This is a genomic window from Stenotrophomonas sp. HMWF023, from assembly GCF_003060985.1.
GTDB lineage: Bacteria > Pseudomonadota > Gammaproteobacteria > Xanthomonadales > Xanthomonadaceae > Stenotrophomonas > Stenotrophomonas lactitubi.
The window spans coordinates 755-4506 of the sequence record NZ_QAIJ01000128.1; the positions used below are offsets into that span (position 1 = coordinate 755).

5 protein-coding genes are annotated in these 3752 nt (G+C 66.0%); 3 read left to right on the top strand and 2 right to left on the bottom strand.

The annotated features are described in order from the left end of the window. Positions 1-165 precede the first annotated feature (165 nt). Positions 166-939 carry a TatD family hydrolase gene (locus tag DBR20_RS06880; protein ID WP_108265665.1) on the bottom strand — a complete coding sequence of 258 codons (774 nt, stop codon included), beginning with the start codon at positions 937-939 and terminating at the stop codon, positions 166-168. After that, the gene (locus DBR20_RS06885) at positions 936-1151 is read right to left on the bottom strand and encodes a DUF6116 family protein (RefSeq protein WP_100460497.1); all 216 of its coding nucleotides are present in this window, start codon (positions 1149-1151) and stop codon (positions 936-938) included. The genes DBR20_RS06880 and DBR20_RS06885 overlap by 4 nt, the downstream gene beginning before the upstream one ends. 164 nt (positions 1152-1315) lie before the next feature. Here DBR20_RS06885 and DBR20_RS06890 point away from each other — a divergent pair, with 164 nt between their 5' ends. The 3 genes from DBR20_RS06890 (at position 1316) to DBR20_RS06900 (ending at position 3630) form a co-directional block, all read left to right on the top strand. Continuing rightward, positions 1316-2155, top strand: a complete 840-nt coding sequence (locus DBR20_RS06890; RefSeq protein WP_108265666.1) for a glycine zipper 2TM domain-containing protein — start codon at positions 1316-1318, stop codon at positions 2153-2155. A 102-nt stretch (positions 2156-2257) separates the two neighbouring features. Beyond that, complete coding sequence (locus DBR20_RS06895; protein WP_108265667.1) at positions 2258-2806, top strand: GNAT family N-acetyltransferase; 549 nt, start codon at positions 2258-2260, stop codon at positions 2804-2806. 164 nt (positions 2807-2970) lie between these two features. Beyond that, complete coding sequence (locus DBR20_RS06900) at positions 2971-3630, top strand: glutathione S-transferase family protein (RefSeq protein ID WP_100552987.1); 660 nt, start codon at positions 2971-2973, stop codon at positions 3628-3630. Positions 3631-3752 lie beyond the last annotated feature (122 nt).

Consider the following 3752-nt stretch of genomic DNA (forward strand, 5'->3'; position numbering starts at 1 on the left):
TCGCGGCGGTGGGCAAGGCGCTGGAAATGCTGCTGGAGCCGAAGAAGGTGAAGGCCGAAGCCGACGAGGCAGAGGCTGGGGTGTGATCGGGTAGTGCCGGCCGCTGGCCGGCATCTGCGCTGATTCAAGCGTTCCGGGGTTGCCGGCCAGCGGCCGGCACTACCGTTACGGTGCGGGCAGGCTGAACAGCCGCCGCGCGTTGTCCGTGGTGGCCCGCGCCACGTCTTCAATGTCCATTCCGCGCAGCGCGGCGATGTGGCGGGCGATGACCGCCAGCCGCGCCGGCTCGTTGCGCTGGCCTCGGATACCTGCGTCGGGCTGGTCCGGCGCATCGGTCTCCAGCAGCAATTGCTGCAGTGGCATCTCGCGGACAAGCCGTTGCAGGCGCTGCGCGCGCTCGTAGGTCAGTGGTCCGCCCAGGCCGAGCAGGAATCCCAGCTTGTGCAGTTGCGCGGCCTGTTCCAGGCTGCCGGAAAAGCTGTGCACCACCCCGCGCAGGCCACCGATGCGGCGGATCGCCGCGATCACCGCATCCACTGCACGGCGGGCGTGCACGATCACCGGCAGATCGAACTCGCGTGCCAGCGTCAGCTGGCCGAGGAAATACGCCTGCTGGGCCTCGGCATCCAGGCCCTCGACGAAGAAATCCAGCCCGCATTCGCCGATCGCGCAGGGTCGCTCCTGCTCGATCCACGCACGCAGTTGCGGCAGGTGTTCAGGCCGATGCTGGTCCAGGAACATCGGGTGCAGGCCATAGGCGGGGTAGAGCCCCGTCGCCTGCTGGCAGACCTCGCGCAGCTTCGGCCAGCTGGCCGCAGTGACGGCCGGAACCACCTGCCACTGCACGCCGGCAGCGCGTGCGCGGTCGATGACCGCCTCGCGGTCACCATCGAATTCGCTGGCATCCAGATGGCAGTGGCTGTCGACCAGCAGGTTCAACGCTGCTCCAGCGGCGGTGGCGTGGTTGCGCTGCGGCTCTTCCAGTTCGCCAGCAACAGGGTGCCCAGGCCCAGCATCAGTTCGTCGACGAACGGAATCGGGTCGGGGATGAACAGGGTCAGCGCGAACAGGCCGGCGGTCAGCTTGAACAGGGTGGGGTAGCGCAGCCGGCGCGCCCATTGCAGGACCGGCAGCAGCATCGGGTTGGCCATCACGGGGTCCTCCTGGGGGGAATGTGCAAACGCTACCACGGGCCCAGCATTTCCCCATGCTGAATGGGTTACGGCGGTGAGCAGGAAATGTGGAGATTCCGTTCAGGCACCGCATGCTGCAATCTGGCCTGAGAACGTTGCGGACGGTCCGCAAGGAGCAGGTCATGAAAAGCACAACTACAACTGTCCTGGTCGCAGCGGGCGCGCTGCTGGTCGGTGGTATCGCAACCGCCGCCTTCATGAAGAGTGGCGACAAGTCGCCTGAGCAGCTGAGCGCCGGAAACCCGAGTGAATCGCGTCTGGTCGATGGCAATGCCACCGACGATGGCGCGCGTGGCGACGCCGTGGATGCAAGTGCGCCGCGCGGCCTGGAATACGCCGATGTGCTGAAGGTCGATCCGATCACCGAGAAGCAGAAGGCCTATGCCACCGTGATCGGCACCGATCCGGTACGCGAGACGTCCACTACCCAGACCCCGCATGAGGTCTGTCAGGACGTGGTGGTGCAGGAGCGCCTGCCCGAGCGTGATGGCAACGTCGGTGGCACCGTGGTCGGTGCCGTGGTCGGTGGCCTGCTGGGCAACCAGGTGGGCGGCGGCAACGGCAAGAAGGCTGCAACTGCCGCAGGTGCCGTGGCCGGTGGCTTCATCGGCAACCAGGTGGACAAGCGCCATGTGGGTGGCCGCGTGGTCAACCGCACCGAGCGCCAGTGCCACACCGAAACGGCAACCTCCGAGTCGAGCCGTGTCACCGGCTACAACGTGACCTACCGCAATGAAGACGGCACCACCGGCACCATGCGCATGGGCAGCAAGCCGGGCAACCGCATTGCCATGGGCACCAGCGATGTGGTCAAGGGCTACAACGTGACCTACCGCTACGACGGTGCAGAGAAGACCGTGCGTCTGGACAACAAGCCGGCCAGCGATCGCCTGCCGGTCGTGGATGGGCAGCTGGTCACCCAGACCGCCGCCGCTGCGGATTCGACGGCCAACCGCCAGTAAGCCCCAACTACAACGCTGCATCGAACAGGCCAGCCTCTGCTGGCCTGTTTTTTTTGCAGGGATGGGGTTCATCCACGCGTGCCGTGGATCTACCATGACCCCATGAGCATCTTCGACCTGCGCATCGAAACCGAACGCCTGATCCTGCGTCCGCCGCAGCGGCAGGACTACGCGCCTTATCTGGCGTTCTGTGCTGACGAAGAGGTGATGCGCATGCTGGGTGGCGTGCAGACACCCTCGGTGGCATGGCGCGGCTTCTGCAGCCTGGCCGGGGCGTGGCAGCTGTTCGGCTTCTCGATGTTCAGCGTGATCGAGAAATCCAGCGGTGAATGGATCGGTCGCATGGGACCGTGGCAGCCGCAGGACTGGCCCGGTACCGAGGTCGGCTGGAGCATCCGCCGTGCCAGCTGGGGCAAGGGCTACGCACCGGAGGCGGCGATCGCCGCCATCGATTGGGCGTTCGATGCGCTGGGCTGGGACGAGGTGATCCACACCATCGCCGAAGACAACGAGAACTCGAAAGTGGTTGCGCGCAAGCTGGGCAGCACGCTGCTGCGCATGGGGCAGTTGCCACCGCCGTATGAAGGCAAGCCGTTGGAAATCTGGGGGCAATCGCGCGAGCAGTGGCAACAGCGCCGTTCGCCGTTGTAGAGCCGAGCCCATGCTCGGCTGCTGCTCGCCAAATGCAGCCGAGCATGGGCTCGGAATCTACAGGATGCATCGCCCGCCATGCTGCACCCGCGCTTGGCAATCGCCAGGCTGCTTGCCAGACTGCGGGCAGCCGGCTGCAGGCCGGGATCTCCCTGGAGCAGGCAATGGTGGAAGAACGCATTCCGTTGACGGTGCATGGCATGTCGGTCTCGGGTAACTGCCACAAGGTGCGACTGCTGCTGGAACAGCTTGGCAGCCGTTACCGCTGGGTGGAAGTGGACAGTGCCCACGGCCAGACCCATAGCGCGGAATTTCTCGCTCTCAACCCCAATGCCAAGGTGCCGTTGATCGTGCGCGACGACGGCCGCGTGCTGACCGAATCCAATGCGATCCTGTTCTGGCTGGCCGAGGGCACGCCGTACCTTCCGGCCGACGGTTGGCAGCGTGCGCAGGCATTGAGCTGGATGTTCTTCGAGCAGTACACGCACGAGCCCTGCGTGGCGGTGGCACGCTTCATCCGCGGTTGGACACCTTCCGACTCACCACGCCGTGCTGAACTGCCGCGCCTGCATGAGCGCGCTGCCAGCGCGCTGGCGGTGATGGAACAGCATCTGCAGCAGGCGCAGTGGTTCACCGGCGCCGACTACGGTATCGCCGATATCGCCCTGTTCGCCTATTCCGATGTCGCCGCCGACGGTGGCATCGCGCTGGATGCATTCCCGCAGGTGCGGGCCTGGTTGCAGCGGGTGCGCGCGCAGCCTCGCTTCGTGGCCATGCCTGCGGTGACCGCCGAGGTGCGCGCGCGGTTCAACGCACCGGATTGATTCCCCTGCAGCGTCGGGCGTGCTCGACCGGCAGAAGGGTCGAGCACGACCGGCGCCACGGTTCGCAACAACGGCACGGAGGGTGTTCGATGTTCGCTGTGGTTCCAGATCCCATTCCCGCA